General features: G+C 65.6%; 15 protein-coding genes. 2 read left to right on the top strand and 13 right to left on the bottom strand.

From position 1 onward, the window contains the following. Nucleotides 1–87: 87 nt before the first annotated feature. The gene (locus tag ABIC09_RS02945; protein WP_354108471.1) at nucleotides 88–651 is read left to right on the top strand and encodes a TetR/AcrR family transcriptional regulator; all 564 of its coding nucleotides are present in this window, start codon (nucleotides 88–90) and stop codon (nucleotides 649–651) included. Nucleotides 652–707: 56 nt separating this feature from the next. Here ABIC09_RS02945 and ABIC09_RS02940 read toward each other — a convergent pair whose 3' ends face one another. Genes ABIC09_RS02940 through ABIC09_RS02920 form a run of 5 tightly spaced genes read right to left on the bottom strand, consistent with a single transcriptional unit; the run spans nucleotide 708 to nucleotide 6,700 of the window. Next, the gene (locus ABIC09_RS02940) at nucleotides 708–941 is read right to left on the bottom strand and encodes a formate dehydrogenase subunit delta (RefSeq protein WP_354108347.1); all 234 of its coding nucleotides are present in this window, start codon (nucleotides 939–941) and stop codon (nucleotides 708–710) included. Next, nucleotides 928–1,758, bottom strand: a complete 831-nt coding sequence (fdhD, locus tag ABIC09_RS02935) for a formate dehydrogenase accessory sulfurtransferase FdhD (protein ID WP_354108346.1) — start codon at nucleotides 1,756–1,758, stop codon at nucleotides 928–930. Before fdhD ends, ABIC09_RS02940 begins: the two co-directional genes overlap by 14 nt. Nucleotides 1,759–1,762: 4 nt before the next feature. Beyond that, nucleotides 1,763–4,636 (bottom strand): formate dehydrogenase subunit alpha, encoded by a 2,874-nt coding sequence (gene fdhF, locus ABIC09_RS02930; RefSeq protein ID WP_354108345.1) that lies wholly within the window; start codon nucleotides 4,634–4,636, stop codon nucleotides 1,763–1,765. A gap of 10 nt (nucleotides 4,637–4,646) precedes the next feature. Next, complete coding sequence (locus ABIC09_RS02925; protein WP_354108344.1) at nucleotides 4,647–6,203, bottom strand: formate dehydrogenase beta subunit; 1,557 nt, start codon at nucleotides 6,201–6,203, stop codon at nucleotides 4,647–4,649. Further along, nucleotides 6,200–6,700 (bottom strand): formate dehydrogenase subunit gamma, encoded by a 501-nt coding sequence (locus tag ABIC09_RS02920; RefSeq protein ID WP_354108343.1) that lies wholly within the window; start codon nucleotides 6,698–6,700, stop codon nucleotides 6,200–6,202. Before ABIC09_RS02920 ends, ABIC09_RS02925 begins: the two co-directional genes overlap by 4 nt. A gap of 224 nt (nucleotides 6,701–6,924) precedes the next feature. Here ABIC09_RS02920 and ABIC09_RS02915 point away from each other — a divergent pair, with 224 nt between their 5' ends. Then, nucleotides 6,925–7,818, top strand: coding sequence for a LysR family transcriptional regulator (locus ABIC09_RS02915; protein WP_354084522.1), 894 nt, complete (start codon nucleotides 6,925–6,927; stop codon nucleotides 7,816–7,818). Between the two features lie 188 nt (nucleotides 7,819–8,006). Here ABIC09_RS02915 and ABIC09_RS02910 read toward each other — a convergent pair whose 3' ends face one another. The 8 genes from ABIC09_RS02910 to ABIC09_RS02875 form a co-directional block, all read right to left on the bottom strand. Beyond that, on the bottom strand, nucleotides 8,007–10,337 hold the full coding sequence (locus tag ABIC09_RS02910; protein WP_148754644.1) for a PAS domain-containing sensor histidine kinase: 2,331 nt from the start codon (nucleotides 10,335–10,337) through the stop codon (nucleotides 8,007–8,009). A gap of 225 nt (nucleotides 10,338–10,562) precedes the next feature. After that, the gene (locus ABIC09_RS02905) at nucleotides 10,563–11,936 is read right to left on the bottom strand and encodes a cation-efflux pump (RefSeq protein ID WP_354108342.1); all 1,374 of its coding nucleotides are present in this window, start codon (nucleotides 11,934–11,936) and stop codon (nucleotides 10,563–10,565) included. 221 nt (nucleotides 11,937–12,157) lie between these two features. Then, the gene (locus ABIC09_RS02900; RefSeq protein ID WP_354108341.1) at nucleotides 12,158–13,126 is read right to left on the bottom strand and encodes a zinc-binding dehydrogenase; all 969 of its coding nucleotides are present in this window, start codon (nucleotides 13,124–13,126) and stop codon (nucleotides 12,158–12,160) included. 25 nt (nucleotides 13,127–13,151) lie between these two features. Next, nucleotides 13,152–14,147, bottom strand: a complete 996-nt coding sequence (locus tag ABIC09_RS02895; RefSeq protein ID WP_148754647.1) for an NAD(P)H-dependent flavin oxidoreductase — start codon at nucleotides 14,145–14,147, stop codon at nucleotides 13,152–13,154. A 264-nt stretch (nucleotides 14,148–14,411) separates the two neighbouring features. Beyond that, the gene (locus tag ABIC09_RS02890) at nucleotides 14,412–15,062 is read right to left on the bottom strand and encodes a hypothetical protein (protein WP_354031935.1); all 651 of its coding nucleotides are present in this window, start codon (nucleotides 15,060–15,062) and stop codon (nucleotides 14,412–14,414) included. A 44-nt stretch (nucleotides 15,063–15,106) separates the two neighbouring features. Then, a complete protein-coding gene (locus tag ABIC09_RS02885) occupies nucleotides 15,107–15,310 on the bottom strand; it encodes a hypothetical protein (RefSeq protein WP_148754708.1) in 204 nt (67 codons plus the stop codon). Nucleotides 15,311–15,480: 170 nt separating this feature from the next. Next, a complete protein-coding gene (locus ABIC09_RS02880) occupies nucleotides 15,481–16,197 on the bottom strand; it encodes a hypothetical protein (protein ID WP_354031936.1) in 717 nt (238 codons plus the stop codon). 56 nt (nucleotides 16,198–16,253) lie between these two features. Then, nucleotides 16,254–17,660 carry a coiled-coil domain-containing protein gene (locus ABIC09_RS02875; protein WP_354108340.1) on the bottom strand — a complete coding sequence of 469 codons (1,407 nt, stop codon included), beginning with the start codon at nucleotides 17,658–17,660 and terminating at the stop codon, nucleotides 16,254–16,256. Nucleotides 17,661–17,762: the final 102 nt, after the last annotated feature.

Here is a 17,762-nt window from a genome sequence, read left to right as displayed (position 1 = left end):
TGGAATATATTCATGACGACCGTCATGATTACAGCTAAATATGATAATCATCATGTAAATGTCAACGGGGCGTCGGAGAATTTTGAAATGAAGGTCAGTCGAGAACAGATGTCGGAGAATCGTCGCCGGATTCTGGAGGTTGCCAGCCGACTATTTCGCGATAAGGGCTTCGACGCGGTCAGCGTGGCGGAGGTGATGAAGGCCGCCGGGCTCACCCACGGCGGCTTCTACGGCCATTTCGCCTCAAAGGACGACCTGATCGCGCAGACTCTTGCCCATGTCCTCGCTCTCGACGCGGACGGAGGGGGCGATTTTCGCGCTTATGTGGACGATTATCTTGCGCCCAGTCATCGCGACAACGCCGCCGGTGGTTGCCCGACCGCGGGCCTTGCTGCCGCCATTCGCCATCAGAGTCCGGCTGCACGCGCGGCCATGACGCAAGCCCTTCGGTCACAGGTCGACCGTATCGGCGAGGCGCTCCCGAAGGTGGATACGGCAGACAGACGCCGCGTGGCGATCGGAAGCTGGGCGGCGATGGTGGGCGCGGTGATCCTCGCTCGGGCGATCGACGATCCCGCGCTTTCGGATGAGGTGCTGGAGCAGACACGTGCCTGGGTTGATGCCGGGATCGACCAGGCGTCCGCTACATGATTGCTATGGCGCCGAGCGACTCGTCCCTTCCGATCGCAAACCGGGCCGGCCGCTGTTCACCCGATCTCGGTCGGCCTGGCCTGCTTCAGCGAGGTCAGGGCCTCGAGCACGTTCGGCTCGAGGCCTGTGCCGCCGGCGTCGAGATGCGCGAAGATCGCGCGCTTCATCCGGGGATCCCAGAACTTCCTGATGTGGTCGGCGATTCCCGGCACGGCCTTGTCGTGGCCCTGGCTGCGGAAGAACGTGCCGATCTGGTTGGCCATGTAGACGAGACGATCAGGCGACGACATCGATAATCTCCGGAGCACGATGAGCCGTGACGCGGCACTGGTGCGTAAACACTTCAAACCCGTCGTTGCGGGCAATTGCAATCAGCGTGATGCCGGCGGCTGCGGCGGTGCGCACCGCAAGCGCGGTCGGTGCGGAGACCGCGACCATCACCGGCGCGCCGATGGCGGCTGTCTTCTGCACCATCTCGACCGATACGCGGCTCGTCAGCAGCACCATGCCGGCGCTTGCGCCCGTGCGGCTGCGCGCCAGCGAACCGGCGAGCTTGTCGAGGGCGTTGTGCCGGCCGACGTCTTCGCGCAGCGCCACGATGCCGTTCGATGGCGACCAGAAGGCCGCGGCGTGGACCGCCCGGGTCTGCATGTTGATCGATTGAAGGGGGGCGATCGCCTGCATCGCCGTCATGATCTGCTGCGGCGTAAAGGTCTGTCCCTGCGGCACCACAGCGGCCGGGCGCACGGCCTCGGCGATCGAATCGATGCCGCAGATGCCGCAGCCGGTCGGACCTGCGATGTGTCGCCGGCGCTCGCTGATGCGCGCGGCGTTGTCCTGCTCGAGCCACATGCGCAGCTCGATACCGTCGTCGAGGCGGACTACATCGAGCGACTTGATGTCGTCGACCGATTTGATGATGCCTTCGTCCAGGCTGAAGCCGACGGCAAAATCCTCGAGGTTCTGCGGCGTCCCCATCATGACGGCATAGGTGCCGCCATTATAGCTCAGCGCCAGCGGCGTCTCCTCGGGGATCAGCCGCGCCCCTTCGGACGCGGTGCCATCGCGCCAGATCTCGCGGTCAATGGCCTGGACCGGCACGTGCACGCGGTTACTCCGCGGCCTCGGCCGGCGCGATGCGGCGGGAATGCCGCGCCTGCTCGTCGTAGGACTTCTGCCAGTCGGACGGGCCGTTCGACGGCGAGATCTGCACCGCCGTGACCTTGTATTCGGGGCAGTTGGTGGCCCAGTCCGAATACTCGGTCGTGATCACGTTGGCCTGCGTGTCCGGGTGGTGGAACGTGGTGTAGACGACGCCGGGCGCGACGCGGTCGGTGAGCTCCGCGCGCAGCGTGGTCTCGCCGGCGCGGCTCTGCAACCGCACCCAGTCGCCGTCGCGCACGCCGCGCTGCTCGGCGTCGTGCGGATGGATCTCCAGCCGGTCTTCGGCATGCCAGACCACGTTCTCGGTGCGCCTTGTCTGCGCGCCGACATTGTACTGGCTGAGGATGCGGCCCGTCGTGAGCAGCAGCGGGAACCGCGGACCGGTGCGCTCGTCGGTCGCGACATACTCGGTCACGACGAACTTGCCCTTGCCGCGGACGAAGCCGCCGATATGCATCACCGGCGTGCCCTCCGGCGCCTTCTCGTTGCAGGGCCACTGCACCGAGCCGAGCTCGTCCAGCTTGGCGTAGGAGACGCCGGCAAAGGTCGGTGTCAGCGCGGCGATCTCATCCATGATCTCCGAGGGATGGCTATAGTTCATCTCGAATCCCATCGCCTTGGCGAGCGCGATGGTGACCTCCCAGTCGGCCATGCCGTTCTTCGGCGACATCACCTTGCGAACGCGCTGGATGCGGCGTTCGGCATTGGTGAAGGTGCCGTCCTTCTCGAGGAAGCTCGAGCCGGGGAGGAAGACGTGGGCGTAGTTCGCGGTCTCGTTGAGGAAGAGGTCGTGGACGATGACGCATTCCATCGCGGACAGCGCCGCCACCACATGCTTGGTGTTGGGATCGGATTGCAGGATGTCTTCGCCCTGCACGTAGAGCCCCATGAACGTGCCTTCGATGGCGGCGTCGAACATGTTCGGGATGCGCAGGCCCGGCTCCGGATTGAGCTTGACGTTCCAGAGCGCCTCGAACTGGTCGCGCACGGCATCACCGGAGATGTGACGGTAGCCGGGCAGCTCGTGCGGGAACGAGCCCATGTCGCAGGAGCCCTGCACGTTGTTCTGGCCGCGCAACGGGTTCACCCCGACACCGGGACGGCCGATATTGCCGGTTGCCATCGCCAGATTGGCGATCGCGATCACCGTGGTCGAACCCTGGCTGTGCTCGGTGACGCCGAGCCCGTAATAGATCGCGCCATTGCCGCCGGTGGCGTAGATGCGAGCTGCTTCGCGCAAGGTCTTCGGATCGACGCCGGTGAGAATGGCGGTCGCTTCCGGGCTGTGCTTGGGCTGGGCGACGAAGGCGGCCCATTCCTCGAACTCGGTCCAGTCGCAGCGCTCGCGCACGAAGGCTTCGTTGGCGAGGCCCTCGGTGACGATGACATGCGCCAGCGCCGTCACGACGGCGACGTTGGTGCCGGGCATCAGCGGCAGATGCAGCGCCTTCACATGCGGCGATTCCACCATCTCGGTGCGGCGCGGATCGATCACGATCAGCTTCGCGCCCTGGCGCAGCCGCTTCTTCAGGCGGGAGGCGAAGACGGGGTGAGCCGAGGCCGGGTTGGCGCCGATGATCATGGCGACGTCGGTATTCTCGACCGAGTCGAAATCCTGCGTGCCGGCGGAGGTGCCGAACGTGACCGACAGACCATAGCCGGTCGGGGAGTGACAGACGCGCGCGCAGGTGTCGACATTGTTGTTGCCGAAGCCGGCGCGGATCAGCTTCTGCACCAGATAGGTTTCTTCGTTGGTGCAGCGGGACGAGGTGATGCCGCCGATGGCGTCACGGCCGTATTTCTTCTGGATGCCGCGCATCCTGGCTGCGGCGAACGAGAACGCTTCATCCCAGGACACTTCGCGCCAGGGATCCTCGATCCGCTCGCGGATCATCGGATTGAGGATGCGCTCCTTGTGATTGGTATAGCCCCAGGCGAAGCGGCCCTTGACGCAGGAATGGCCACGATTGGCCTTGCCGTCCTTGTAGGGCACCATGCGCACGACTTCCTCGCCGCGCATCTCGGCCTTGAAGGTGCAGCCGACGCCGCAATAGGCGCAGGTGGTGACGACGGAGTGCTCGGGCTGGCCGATCTCGATCACGGACTTTTCGGTGAGCGTCGCGGTCGGGCAGGCCTGCACGCAGGCGCCGCAGGAGACGCATTCGGAGCCGAGAAAACTCTCGCTCATGCCGGGCGAGACGCGGCTGTCGAAGCCGCGGCCGGAGATCGTGAGCGCGAAGGTGCCTTGCACTTCCTCGCAGGCGCGGACGCAGCGCGAGCAGACGATGCACTTGGAGGGATCGTAGGTGAAGTAGGGGTTGGACTCGTCCTTCGGCATCCAGGCGGCGTTGATCTCACCATGGGATTTGGCGAAGACGTGGTTCTCGCCCTCATAGCCGTAGCGGACGTCGCGCAAGCCGACGGCGCCGGCCATGTCCTGCAATTCGCAATCGCCATTAGCGCCGCAGGTGAGACAGTCGAGCGGATGGTCGGAGATGTACAGCTCCATCACGCCCTTGCGCAGCTTCTTCAGCCGCTCGCTTTGGGTGTGGACGACCAGGCCGTTCATGACAGGCGTGGTGCAGGACGCCGGCGTGCCGGCGCGGCCCTCGATCTCGACGACGCAGAGACGGCAGGAGCCGAAGGCGTCGACCATGTCGGTCGCGCAAAGTTTTGGGATCTGGTGGCCGGCATCCATCGCGGCCCGCATGATCGAGGTGCCCTCGGGCACCGTGACCTGGTTGCCGTCGATGGTCAGCGTGACCATCGTTTCCGATTTGGAGCGCGGTGTGCCGTAGTCGATTTCTTCGATCAGAGACATCGTCGTTCTCCTATTCCGCGGCCTGAAGCGTGGTCGGGGCCGGGATGAAATCCTCCCGGAAATGCTTCAATGCACTGAGCACGGGGTAGGGCGTGAACCCGCCGAGTGCGCAGAGCGAGCCGAATTTCATGGTGTTGCAGAGGTCTTCGACGAGCGCGAGGTTTTCGGTGACCCGCTCGCCGTTGATGATCTTCTCGATGGTCTCGACGCCGCGGGTCGAGCCGATCCGGCATGGTGTGCACTTGCCACAGGATTCAATGGCGCAGAACTCCATGGCGAAACGGGCCTGCTTGCGCATGTCGACGCTGTCGTCGAACACGACGATGCCGCCATGGCCGATCAGGCCGTCGCGCGCGGCGAAGGCTTCGTAGTCGAACGGGGTGTCGAACAGGGCGCGGGGGAAATAGGCGCCGAGTGGACCGCCGACCTGCACGGCGCGAACTGGGCGGCCGGTGAACGTGCCGCCGCCGATGTCGTCGACGAGCTCGCCAAGCGTCACGCCGAACGCCGTCTCGAACAGCCCGCCCTGGCGGATGTTGCCGGCAAGCTGTATCGGCATCGTGCCGCGCGAGCGCCCCATGCCGAAATCGGCGTAAGCTTTGGCGCCCTCGGCGAGGATGAAGGGGATGGCCGCGAACGACAGCACGTTGTTGATGACGGTCGGCTTGCCGAACAGGCCGTGATGCGCCGGCAGCGGCGGTTTTGCGCGCACCAGGCCGCGGCGGCCTTCGAGGCTCTCAAGCAGCGAGGTTTCCTCGCCGCACACGTAAGCGCCAGCGCCGACGCGCACTTCCATATCGAAGCTGTGGGTCGAGCCGCCAATCCTTTCGCCGAGATAGCCGCCGCGCCTCGCCGCGACGATGGCAGCATTCATTGCCTCGACCGCGTGCGGATATTCGCTGCGGATGTAGATGTAGCCCTTGGTCGCGCCGACGGTGATGCCGGCGGTAGTCATGCCCTCGATGACGAGGAAAGGATCGCCTTCCATGATCATGCGGTCGGCGAAAGTGCCGCTGTCGCCTTCGTCGGCGTTGCAGACGATGAATTTGCGGTTCGCGCTGGCTTGCGCGACCGTCTTCCACTTGATGCCGGTGGGGAAGCCGGCGCCGCCGCGGCCGCGCAGGCCGGATGCGGTGACTTCGGCCAGGATCGCATCCGAGCCGAGCGAGAGCGCGCGCTCCAGCCCCTTGTAACCGCCATGGGCGCGATAGTCTTCGAGCGAGCGCGGATCGATCACGCCGCAGCGGGCGAAGGTGAGGCGGGTCTGGCGCTTCAGCCAGGGAATTTCGTCGGCGACGCCGAGCCGCAGCGCGTGCGGTCCGTTGCTCGCCATCGACTCGAGCACGGAGGCGACGTCCTCCGCGTTGACCGGGCCATATGCGACCCTGCCTTTGGGAGTTGCCACCTCGACCAGCGGCTCCAGCCAGCAGAGCCCGCGGGAGCCGGTCCTGGTGATCTCGACCGGCAGGCCGTGCTTGGCCGCGACCTGCTCGAAGGCGACCGCAATTTCATCGGCGCCGACGGCAACCGCGGCGGCATCGCGAGGAATGAAGATCCGCATGTTCATCGCTGCGCCTCCGCGACCAGCGCGTCGATGCGTTTCTCGTCGAGCCGGCCGACGAGGCGGCCATCGAGCATCGCGGACGGCGCGGTCGCGCACAATCCGAGGCAATAGATCGGCTCCAGCGTGACGCGATCATCCGCAGTCGTGCTGCCGAGCGAGACGCCAAGCTTTGCTTCGGCGTGCGCAGCCAGCGCATCGCCGCCGGCGGCCTGGCAGGCCTCGGCGCGGCACAGCTTCAGCACATGGCGGCCGGCCGGCTTGTGGCGGAAGTCATGGTAGAAGGTGAAGACGCCATGCACTTCGGCGCGCGAGAGGTTCAGCGCCTGCGCCACCATGGGAATCGCCGCCTCCGGCACATAGCCGAACGCCCCCTGAAGCGCATGCAGAATCACGAGCGTCGCGCCTTCCTGCCCGGCGTGTTCGGCGATGATCTCGGCGCCGCGCGTCTCGTCCCAAGGCTCGTAAGAAGGCTCGTAAGAAGGCTCAAAAACCGCTGTCATTTTTCGTTCTCAACCAGAGCGTCCCTGGGTCGCAAACTATTTGGAATCGTTCGAAGATCAATAAAGCTGTCTCATGCTGCGATTGCGAATTCAGATCGATTGACGAGCCCAATCGACCGATATGAAAATGCGATTGCGGCTGCTCCGCCGGCCGGTTTTTACGTGTTGGCAAGGGTGGGGCGTGCTAGCTTGTATGCCACGACAGAATCCGAGGGGGCGACCGGTTGCTCGACAAGCTTGAACTGCTGCTGGCGCTGGCGAAGGAGCGGCATTTCGGACGCGCCGCGGAGGCCTGCGGCGTGACCCAGCCGACCATGTCGACCGGGCTGAAGCAGCTGGAGGAGATTCTCGGCGTCATGCTGGTCCAGCGCGGCTCCCGGTTCCAGGGCTTCACTCCCGAAGGCGAGCGGGCGCTGGACTGGGCGCGGCGGATCGTGGGCGATGCCCGTGCGATGCGCCAGGAGATCAACTCGCTGAAGGACAAGCTCTCCGGTGAGATCCGCATCGCGGCGATCCCGACCGTGCTTGGCATGGTCGCCGCGCTGACCACGCCGTTCCGCGCCAAGCATCCCGAGGTGCGCTTCCGCATTCAGTCCACCACCTCGTCCGAGGTGCTGGGATTGCTCGAAAATCTCGAGGTCGATGCGGGGCTGACCTATATCGAGAACGAGCCGATCGGAAAGGTGCGCACCATTCCGCTGTTTAACGAGAGCTATCGGCTCCTGACCGCGCCGGATGCGATGTTCGGCGACCGGGAGTCGGTGACCTGGACCGAGGTCGGCCAGGTGCCGCTGTGCCTGCTGACGCCCGACATGCAGAACCGCCGCATCATCGACCGCGCGCTGCGCTCGGTCGGCGCGGAGGCGACGCCGACACTGACATCGAACTCGCTGCTGGTGCTGTACACGCACGTCAAGACCGGGCGCTGGGCGAGCGTGATGCCGGCCAAGCTCGCCGAGACGCTCGGCCTCTCCGACAAGGTCCGCTCGATCCCGATCACCGATCCCGAGGTCAATTACAGCATCGGTCTCGTGATCCCGCAGCGCGATCCGATGACGCCGCTGATCGCGGCGCTGGTCAATGTCGCGCGCGAGGTGGCGCCGACGCTGCAATTGTAGGGACAAAAGCGGACGGGGCTGAGCAAGCGCCTCGTCCTTCGAGACGACCGCTTCGCGGTCTCCTCAGGATGAGGCTCCGTTGTATCGGTATTCGTTCAAGCTGCTGCCGCGTACTCTGCCCTCATCCTGAGGGCCCGCCAAAGGCGGGCGTCTCGAAGGATAGCCGCAGGCGAGCTTCCCGCCATGCTCTAGGCCGCGGCGGAAATTCCGGCTGCCGCCTTGATGGCGTCGCGCGGCAGCGTCACGCGGACGACAGTGCCGACTTCGAGCCGGGAGCGCAGCCGCATCGAGCCGCCATGGAGCTGCGCCAGCGAGCGGGCAATCGCAAGGCCGAGGCCGGAGCCGTGATAGGTCTTGGTGAGCTGGCTCTCGACCTGCTCGAACGGCCGTCCCAGCCGCGCCAGCGAGTGCTGCGCGATGCCGATGCCGGTGTCGGCGATCATCAGCACGATCCTGTCCTCGAGCTGCCGGCTGCGCACCACGATCCGGCCGCCGTCGGGCGTGAACTTCACCGCGTTGGACAAGAGATTGACGATGATCTGCTTGGTCGCGCGGCGGTCGGCGACGACCGAAATCGATGTCTCGATGTCGGCATCGAGCGTCAGATGCTTGTCCTGGGCCCGGCCGGAGACGACGCGCAGCGATTCCGCGAGCGTCTGCGCCAAATCGAGCTCTTCCATGTCGAGCTTCATCCGGCCGGCCTCGATCTTGGACATGTCGAGGATGTCGTTGATGACCTCGAGCAGATAATGGCCGCTGGTCAGGATGTCGTGGCAGTACTCCTGGTATTTCTCGCTGCCCAGCTCACCGAACATGCCCGAGCCCATGATCTCGGAGAAGCCGATGATCGCGTTCAGCGGCGTGCGCAGCTCGTGGCTCATGTTGGCGAGGAATTTCGACTTGGTCTGGTTGGCTTCCTCGGCCCGGGTCTTCTCGCGTTGATATTTCTCGGCGAGATCGGCGAGCTCGATGGTCTGGCGCTCCAGCGCCGCTTGCGAGCGCTTGAGGTCGATGACGGTGGCGCGCAGGCGCAGATCGTTGTCGACGAGCTTCTGCTCGTGCTCCTTGATGCGCGTAATGTCGGTGCCGACCGAGACGTAGCCGCCGTCCTTGGTGCGGCGCTCGCTGATGTGCAGCCAGCTGCCGTCGTCGAGCTGGGCTTCGAAGGTGCGCGCCCCCGGGCCCTGGCTGACGGTCTCGTTGTGGCGGGTGCGGACTTCCGGCATGCGGCCGACCTCCAGCACGGTCTCGTAGGACGTGCCGGGGATCACGGCCGTGTCGGGCAGCTTGTGCAGCCGCTGGAAGTGCGAATTGCAGAGCACCAGGCGGTCGCTGGCGTCCCACAGCACGAAGGCTTCCGGAATGGTCTCGATCGCGTCGCGCAGGCGAAGGTCGGCTTCCACGGAGCGTTCGGCGAGGCTCTTCTGCTCGGTGATGTCGACCGCGATCCCGATCAGGTGCATGCCGGAATCGCCGGACCCTCGGGTCCGCTCGCAGCGGACGCGGAGCCAGATCCAGTGGCCATCGACATGCTGCATGCGGAAGGTCTGGTCGATGTGGTCGATCTTCTCGGAGATGAGCTGGTCTGCGATCGCGAACAGGTCGATGTCGTCCGACTTCACCAGCGCGTTGACCTCGCCGAAGGTGAGGAGCTCGTTGCGGCCGTCGAGACCCAGCATCGAAAACATCGACTGCGACCAGAAGATCCGGCCGCGCGACAGGTCCCAGTCCCACAGGCCGCAGCGGCCGCGGTTGAGCGCGGTGTCGATCCGGCCGCGCACGGCGTCGTTGATGAGGTCGCCTTCGCGGGCGCGGGTCGACTGCCAGTGGAAGGCGAAGCCGAGGATCAGCACGACGAAGCCGGTGGTGGCCGACAGCGTCACCGAAAGGGCCGCATCCGAGCCCCAGATCGGCTCGTTGCGCTCCTGGATCACGGTGACGAGTCCCGGCAGCGACTTGATCGGCCGCGAGGTCGTCATCGCGGCGTTGCCGTTCGGCAGCGTCATGCTGGAGACGTCATTGTCGCGCGGTGGTGCTGCGAGCAGCTGCGCGGTGGTGATGGCATCGAGCAGGCGGTCGTTGCCTGAGGGGTCGCTGTCGATGGGAATGCGGGCGAGGATGCGGCGGTCGATTCCGGCCGAGGTGACGATGACGTGGCGGCCCGAAGCCGTGCCCCAGGACGGGATCATGTCGGGCAGCAGCGTCGGCAGGTTCTCGATATTCTTCAGTCGCTCGGCGCGCATGGAGGTGACGCGGTCGATGCGCTCGGCGAGCAGGTCGGCAAGCGCCGAGATGTCGCGGCGGATCACCATGCGCTTCTGGCGCGTCTGGTCGACGACCTGAACGAATGCGCCGAGGCAGATCGTGACAAGAAAGGCGATGATCAGCGTCGGCACGGCGCGTCGCAGCGCCGGCTCGGCGATCAACAGCCGATGATAGGCAGGTTTCGCGATCGATTGCGCCAATCCTTTGATCGAATCGGATTGGACGCACGCGTTCGCGGCGTCTGCACGCGCCATGCCTTCGGCCCCCTGAAAACCTGCTTACGACGAATTTCGAAAGCAGCCCCACGTCGCTTTCGAATCACAGCGATTTGAATCCAGTTTGCGCAGGCTGTCGAGAGTCAACGAAACGTTAACGCGAAATAATTCTTATCCAATGGAGAGTTTGCGCGTTTCGAGTCCGCAAACTCACGTGCGTGATGAGTCCGAAACGAGAACGTGTGACTCGTCGCACGTTGCTCATCACGCGCGCGGCGGTTCGGCGTGGCTGATGACGCGCTTCACGCTCGGGAACGCGCGACGCAAGCGGCGCTCGATCGCGTCGACTTGCTCGTGCACCTTGATCACGCTCATCGACGGCGTGGCGCGGCAATGGAAGTTGACGATCTCGCCGGCATCGGTGTTGCGGACACGCACATTATGGATGTCGTGGATCTCGCCGCCGGCGGCATATTCGGCGAGCGCGGCCGCGATGGTCTGTACCCTATCCGGCGCGGCGTCCATGCCAAACGGCAGCTCCGGTTCCAGCGGCTCGATATGGACGTCGACCTCGACGTCCGCGCCGAACTCCTCCTGGATGTTCCGCTCCAGCGTGTTGGCGACGTCGTGGGCGGCCTCGAGCGGCATCTCGGCGTCGACCTCGAGATCGATGCCGACGATCAGCTTGGCGCCGAGGTCGTATACCGTGACGTGGTGGATGGCGAGGCCCGAATTGCGCGCGATCACCATGATGCGGTCGCGCACGGTCTCGTTGTCGCGGGCGACCGGCACGGCGGTGAAGGTGAGGTCGGCATCGCCGAACGCCTTGGTGACGGCGGCTTGCGCGTTGCGCTTGATCTCCTCGACGCGGTCGATCGGGTAGGTCCTGGGCACCTTGACGATGCTGTCGATGAACGTGGTCGCCCCGACCATGCGCACCCGCAGGCGCTCGACGTCGATCACGCCGGGCACGCTGCGGATCGCCGTGGTGGCCTTCTCCTGAGCGCCTTCCGGGGCGCGGTCGACCAGCGTCTGCACCGTGGAGCTTGCCATCCGCAGGCCGAGCAGGGCGATCATCACGGCCACGGCCGCGGCGGCCGCAGCGTCACCCCACCAGAAGCCGAAGGCCGCGAGACCAAGGCCCGCGATCACGGCGCACGAGCCCATGACATCCGATGCAAAGTGCAGCGCGTCGGCGGCGAGCGCCTCGCTCCGGGTTTCGCGGGCGGCGCGGTGCAGCGCGCGGGCGCGCCAGAGATTGACGGCGATATCGATCACCAGCACGACGAACGGCACAGCCGAAATCGTCGGTGGCGGGGTTCCCTCGCGAAGGTGGCTATAGGATTGGACCAGGATGCCGCCGGCGAGCACGTAGAGCAGCGCGGTGACGCCGAGCGCGGAGATGCTCTCGAGCTTGCCGTGGCCGTAATGGTGCTCGTCGTCGGCCGGCTTGTCCGAGACCCGCACCACCGCCCAGGTGATGATGGTCGCAACCAGGTCGATCGAGGAGTGCAGCGCTTCGGACACCAGCGCCAGCGAGCCGATCGCGATCCCGACCACGAATTTGGCCGCCGCCATGCCGCCGCTGGCCAGGATCGAGATTGCCGCGACCGATGTCTTGTCGTGTTGTCCGCTCATCGCCGGGATTTAGCAGGGCGGCCGCGAACATCAAGCGACGATCCACAACTGTAGTCGCTAGTGAGTTGCAGGAGCGGTTTTATCACTAGCTCCGTCATGCCCGGGCTTGTCCCGGGCATCCACGTTCTTCGTGCCGAGCGGCAAAGACGTGGATGGCCGGGTCAAGCCCGGCCATGACGAGTGGAGAGGGCGTGTCACCCTTCTTCCGCCGCCGCAGCCGCTCACACCGTCACCACGATCTTCCCGAGGTGCTTGTTCGCCTCCATGTGCTCGAACGCCTTGTCGATGTCGTCGAACCCATAGACCTTATCGATCGGCAATTGCAGCTTGCGCGACTCCACCGCGCCCCAGATGTCCTTCCGGACCTCGTCGAAGATCGCGCGGACCTCCTCGATGGTGCGGGTGCGGAAGGTGACGCCGATATAGCTGATGCGGCGGGCGGCATGCAGGTCGAAGTTGAAGTCGGCGTGGGTGCCGCCGAGCCGGCCGACATTGACGATGCGGCCCAGGATCTTCGTCGCGGCAAGGTTCTGGTTGGCGACCTTGCCGGAGACCTGGTCGACGATGAGGTCGACGCCTTCGCCGTTCGTCGCCTTCAGCACCTCGTCGACCCATTTGGGATCGGAGGAATCGACCGCGAGGTCGGCGCCGTATTCGGTCAGCCGGCCGCGGCGATAGGCATCAGTCGAGGAGCCGATCACCATCCTGGCGCCCTTGAGCCTGGCGATCTGCATCGCCATCAGGCCGACGCCGGAGCTCGCGCCCTGGATCAGGACGGCCTGCCCCGGCTGCACGCCGCCGACGGTGACGACGGCGTTGTGCATGGTCGCGAGCGCGACGGGGAGGGTGGCGGCCTCCTCGAAGTTCATGTTCGAGGGCGCGCGGAACAGCCGGCCGTGGTCGGCGAGCGTGTACTCGGCGAAGGCCGCGCCGCCCGAGCCCATGACGCGATCGCCGACCTTCACGCCCTTCGCATCCGGTCCGAGCTCGGCGACTTCACCTGCCCATTCCATCCCGAGCACGGTACCGGCGCCGCCGGCCGCGCCATGGACGTGACCCCTGCGCATGCCGGTGTCGGCACGATTGAGGCCACAGGCGCGCACGCGCACCAGCACCTGCGTGCCTTCAGGCTTTGGTTGAGCGACGTCGGAAATCCGAGCGCCATCAGGACCATAGACATAAGCCTTCATGAATGACTCTCGCTTGTTGCAGTGATTATTCAGCGGCTTGCGCGCTAGGACGAGCGATCATGCCTTCGAGCCGGCTGCGAATGATCGCCTCGGCCTCGCGCACGATGCGCGAGATCAGCTCGCCGCAGCTTGGGATGTCCTGGATCAGGCCCTGCACCTGGCCCGCCGACCAGATGCCTTCGTCCGAATTGCCTGTCGCATACACCATCTTGCCGCGGGCGCCGGCGACGAGCTCGCGGATGTCCTCGAACCTGGCGCCTTCCTTTTCCATGGCGACGACCTTGGTCGAGATCTCGTTCCTGGCGACGCGCGAGGTGTTGCGCATGGTGCGGAAGATCAGCTCGGTCTCGCGCTCGTCATTGGCGACGATCTTCTCCTTGATGAGCTGATGGATCGGGCTCTCCTTGGTCGCCATGAAGCGGGTGCCCATGTTGATGCCCTCGGCGCCCAGCGCCAGCGCGGCGACGAGGCCGCGGGCGTCGGCAAAGCCGCCGGAGGCGATCATCGGGATCTTGACCTTGTTGGCGGCGGCCGGGATCAGGATCAGGCCGGGGGTGTCGTCCTCGCCGGGATGGCCGGCGCATTCGAACCCGTCGATCGAGATGGCGTCGACGCCCATCCGTTCGGCCGACAGCGCATGGCGGACGCTGGTGCATTTGTGCACGATCTTGACGCCGTGCTTCCTGAACTCGTCGACATGCTCCTGCGGCTTGTTGCCGGCGGTCTCGACCACGGTGATGCCGGCTTCGATGATGGCGGCGCGGTATTCGGCGTAGGGCGGCGGCTTGATCGCGGGCAGGATGGTGAGGTTGACGCCAAACGGCTTGTCGGTGAGGTCGCGGCAGCGCGCGATCTCCCTGGTCAGGTCCTCCGGCGTCGGCTGCGTCAGCGCCGTGATGAAGCCGAGCGCCCCGGCGTTGGCGACCGCTGCGACCAGCTCGGCCCGCCCGACCCATTGCATGCCGCCCTGCACGATCGGGTGCTCGACGCCGACGAGCCTGGTGAACCGTGTCTGCAGCATGACCTGTTTCCCCCGCCCGCGTGGCAGGCTCTGTTATCAGTTGATGGCGGGAGGATGCCGCCGGGGTCGGCAAAAGTCTATTGCGCCGCCGTGCGGTGAGGGCGGGGCGTCATGCAGGGCGTGAGGGTGATTCCGTGAGGCGGATAATTGGGGGCGCGCCGCTGCTTCACCAAACTCGTCATTGCGAGCGCAGCGAAGCAATCCAGAATCCCTCCGCGGGAACAGTCTGGATTGCTTCGCTGCGCTCGCAATGACGGCAGTGGGCTACTCCGCCGACAGCCGCACCATCTGGCGGCCGCCGTTGATGTCTTTCAGGTTGTTGACGAAGTTTTCCGGGCGCTGCCAGCGATAGGGGACCTTCAGTCCCATGTACTCGGCGATGTCGCCGATGAAGCCGGTGCAGTTGGTGGTCTCGGCATTCCAGACCGGCGAGCTCGCCTGCAGCTTCTTGATGTAGGCGAAGACGCGCTTGGCGTCGGCCTCGTTCAGATAGACGCGATAGCTCGCGGTCAGATATTCGGGATCGAGATCGCCGTAACTCGCCCCGGTCTCGGATGGCACCCAGGTGAGGTGGCCGAGCACGTAAGCCCAGGTATCGCCCGAAGGCGTCAGGCCCGCGACCTCGACGGCGCGCTCACTGGTCTTGCCGTACCAGACGAAGGCGTGGCCCCAGCTCGCTGCCGTCCGCGCGCGGAAGTCGACGTAGTACGGACCTTTCTCCGCACGCGCGACGGGGCGCCGCGTCGATTGCGGCGCCTGTCGCGATGTGGAGTCGGTCGTCGCAAGCGCATCTGCATCGGCAACGCGCTTGTTCGCTTCGTGGGCCAAGGCCGATGGCACCATGCATGCGACCATGGCCGCAAGCGCGAGACCTGCAATGATGCAGAATCCCGATCGATCAGGTTTGTTCGTCACGCTGTGCCCCTCGACTGTCGGCCGCCTACGCAGATTTCTGCGCCTCAGTAGCGCGCGGCGACCGGGCCGGGGGCCTTGCCGATCGGGGCCTTGCCAATCGGGCTCTTGCCAATCGGCATCTTGCCGATCGGGGCCTGCTCGGCCGGATAGACCGGTACGGGCTGGCGGCGCGGCAGATCCGCAGCGTTCGCAGCCGTCACCAGAGCAAGCGTCGCGCCCAGAACAAAAACAATCTTCTTCACAGTGATACCCCTAGCAGGTTTGGTCCAAACACGGCTGAGCCGTGCCCCCAGACACGCCTTACAGAAGGGCGGCGGAATGCGTCCACAGTGCGGCACCCCCGCGACTTGTTGGCGGCATCTATCGGGCGCGCCGAGATGTGATGTGTGTCGGAATGTTTCGGCGCGCCGCGCGCTTTTCAGCGGTCGGCGGTGAGACGGAAATGCATCTCGATCTTTGCTGGCGATGGTTCGCTTGCAACGCGCCAGGGCGAAAAGCCCGGCGTGGGATCCGGGTCCGAGGGAAGATCGATCGGCCAGTGCTGCGCAGGCACGCCCGGAAGGGTCAGGCTGACGGCGCGGTGGCGTGTCTTGTACATCAGGGATGCGGAGGAAATGATCGCCTTGCGGTCACCGTCATGCGCGCGCCAGTTCGCCGGCAACATGGCATTGGCATAGCCCGTCGCTTCCTCGACCTCGATGTGCACGTCCTCCTCCTTGTCCGGCAAGGTCATGCCGGAGGGAAGCCGAAACTCGACCTGCAGCGTCATGAAGCCGTGGCTGAGATTGGGCGAGCGAATGAATTCGTACCATCCCCAATAGCCAAGGATGGCTGCGATGAGCAGAACGGTGACGGCAAAGGGGAAGGAGAGCCGCGTGGTGCGGGGAGGCGTGGCATCGGAGGTGTCTGCAGACGGCTGTGGCGTTGCGTCCCGGACCAGGCCGAAACGCACGAACAGCCAGATGCCGGCGATCAGGCCGACCACGCCGCCGATCGGGCCGATGTCGAAGAAGGCGCCCATGGCGATGCCGCCATCGCGGTCCGGCCCTGCCAGCATGACGACCAGCGCGGCAAGGCCGGACCAGCCGGCGAGCGCGCCGAGCAGGGCAGACAGGAGACCGAGGATGAAGCGCATGTCCGATTGGTCGCGCGAAGATCAATCGCGGTTCGAACCGGTCCGTCGTTCGGCCTTCACCCGATCCGGTTCAGGCTGTTGCGGATGGTCGAGAAGATGCCGCCGATATCCTTGCGCAGCGCATCGAGCGCGTTGAAATTCTCGAAGATGCGGGCGAGACGGTCTTCGACCTCGCGCTTGCTCTTCGTCAGCGCATCGACGCGCGAGGTGAGGCTGACATTGCCGCTGGCCTCGATCTCGCTGACGGTTTTGGCGAGGAGATCGCGGGTGGTGCCGACATCGGCGATCATGGCCTCGATGCCGAACACCGGCGCTTTCAGCGGAACGAGATCGGCCTGCGACTTCGACAGCTCCGCCTTGAAGGCGTTGAGCGTGGCCAGCGTCTCCTGCAAGGCGCCGAGGCGCTGGCGCGACTGGAGGACAAAATCGTTCAGCGCGTTCTGGCGGTCGACGAGCGTCTTGCCGTCGGGATCGGTCTCGACCTCGGCGAGCGAGCGTTCGAGCTGGCCCCGGCGCTGGCCGAGCTCCTCGAAATCGAGCCGGATCGCTTTCAGGATGTTGGCGCTGTCGTCGATGCGGGCCAGGCGCTGCTCGATCTCGATCTTGTTCTTCGACAGCGTCTCGACGCGTGCGCTGAGCGGCGCCTCGCCGCCGGTCTCGATCTCGTCGACGCTCTTGGCGAGGCGGTCATGGCTGAGGCTGAGCTCGCCGATCAGGGCGTTGATGCCGGCGTCGGACGATCGCAGCGGCACCAGCTCGGCATGGGATTTCGCCAGATCTTCGTTGTACTGGTTGAGCGTCGCAAACGTGTCCTGCACCCCGTTGACCCGGCCGAGCAGCGTCGATACGTCGCGGGCGATGTCCTTCAGCCGGTCGGCAAGATTGTTCTTGCGGTCGTCGGTCTCGAGGTCGAGCAGCGAGCGTTCGAGCTGGTTCTGGCGGTCGCGGATCTCCGTGAAGACGGGCTCGACCGCGCGGCGCTGGTCGGCGACCCTGCCGACCATCTCGCGCAGCCCCTGCTGGCGGCGGCGGATCTCGGCGAGCTGATCGTGCATGTCGGTGGACTGGTTGCGGCCCTGCTGGAGCAGCGCGCGCTGCTCGGTCTCGCCGAGCTTGTCGTGAAGGGCGGAGACGGCTTCCCTGGGATCGCTCTCGATCAGGTGCTGGACGGTGGTATCGAGATGATTTTGCAGGGCGTGGGCGACGACGACGTCTTCCCGGGTGTTCTTGAGGCGGTCGCGGAGCTTGTCGAGGCGCCGGTCCTGGCGTGACAGCCGCCAGGCCGAGGCGCCAATCAGCGCCAGCCCAACCACAAGGATCGCACCGGCTGCGATCCGCTGCGGCATCGGCAGGGCGGCAAACGCGGCGGGCAGATGGGTGACGTCGTAGCCGAACGCCTGCGGAGCGAGGAACGCGATGGCGGCGAGCAGGACAGACCAGGCAATCAGGAAAAACAGCCACATCGCGACGTCCCCACGCCGGCACAATCTCGCCATGATTGCTATTGGAGAGCGGAACCGAGATCAAGGGCCGGGCGGGCTGTCGGACCTTTTCGAGGGGCGCAA

The organism is Bradyrhizobium sp. S3.12.5 (genome assembly GCF_040548225.1).
Taxonomy (GTDB): domain Bacteria; phylum Pseudomonadota; class Alphaproteobacteria; order Rhizobiales; family Xanthobacteraceae; genus Bradyrhizobium; species Bradyrhizobium cytisi.
The sequence above is the reverse complement of the archived record's forward strand: the minus strand, read 5'-3'. Positions and strand labels throughout refer to the sequence as shown.

Excerpts from the sequence above, each read along its gene's own strand:
- ABIC09_RS02945 (WP_354108471.1), top strand. The coding sequence starts at position 88 with ATGAAGGTCAGTCGAGAACAGATGTCGGAGAATCGTCGCCGGATTCTG.
- ABIC09_RS02940 (WP_354108347.1), bottom strand. The coding sequence starts at position 941 with ATGTCGTCGCCTGATCGTCTCGTCTACATGGCCAACCAGATCGGCACG.
- fdhF (WP_354108345.1), bottom strand. The coding sequence starts at position 4,636 with ATGTCTCTGATCGAAGAAATCGACTACGGCACACCGCGCTCCAAATCG.
- ABIC09_RS02925 (WP_354108344.1), bottom strand. The coding sequence starts at position 6,203 with ATGAACATGCGGATCTTCATTCCTCGCGATGCCGCCGCGGTTGCCGTC.
- ABIC09_RS02920 (WP_354108343.1), bottom strand. The coding sequence starts at position 6,700 with ATGACAGCGGTTTTTGAGCCTTCTTACGAGCCTTCTTACGAGCCTTGG.
- ABIC09_RS02910 (WP_148754644.1), bottom strand. The coding sequence starts at position 10,337 with ATGGCGCGTGCAGACGCCGCGAACGCGTGCGTCCAATCCGATTCGATC.
- ABIC09_RS02905 (WP_354108342.1), bottom strand. The coding sequence starts at position 11,936 with ATGAGCGGACAACACGACAAGACATCGGTCGCGGCAATCTCGATCCTG.
- ABIC09_RS02900 (WP_354108341.1), bottom strand. The coding sequence starts at position 13,126 with ATGAAGGCTTATGTCTATGGTCCTGATGGCGCTCGGATTTCCGACGTC.
- ABIC09_RS02895 (WP_148754647.1), bottom strand. The coding sequence starts at position 14,147 with ATGCTGCAGACACGGTTCACCAGGCTCGTCGGCGTCGAGCACCCGATC.
- ABIC09_RS02880 (WP_354031936.1), bottom strand. The coding sequence starts at position 16,197 with ATGCGCTTCATCCTCGGTCTCCTGTCTGCCCTGCTCGGCGCGCTCGCC.
- ABIC09_RS02875 (WP_354108340.1), bottom strand. The coding sequence starts at position 17,660 with ATGTGGCTGTTTTTCCTGATTGCCTGGTCTGTCCTGCTCGCCGCCATC.